Annotated in this window: 1 protein-coding gene; it reads right to left on the minus strand. The window is 63.9% G+C overall.

Features of this window, described 5'->3' with window-relative positions; translation table 11 throughout:
• Positions 1-321, minus strand: a 321-nt coding sequence (locus tag AC5WS8_RS39450; RefSeq protein ID WP_496108285.1) for an alpha-amylase family glycosyl hydrolase, incomplete at both ends; no start/stop codon positions are given.

Consider the following 321-nt stretch of genomic DNA (forward strand, 5'->3'; position numbering starts at 1 on the left):
TGCCGCCGGAAGGTTCTCGCAGTTCGTACCCTCCTCGGCGTACAGGTACGGCACCGCATCCAGCCGGAAGCCGTCGATGCCCAGGTCCAGCCAGAAGCGGAGGGCCGCCAGAATTTCCTCCTGGACGGCCGGGTTCTCGTAGTTGAGGTCCGGCTGGTGGGAGAAGAAGCGGTGCCAGTAGTACTGCTTGCGGACCGGGTCGAAGGTCCAGTTGGAGGCCTCGGTGTCGACGAAGATGATCCGGGCGTCCGGATACTGCTTGTCGTCGTCGGCCCACATGTAATAGTCGCCGTAGGGCCCGGACGGATCGCTTCTGGAGTG

The sequence above is a fragment of the Streptomyces sp. PTL18 genome, assembly GCF_059510295.1.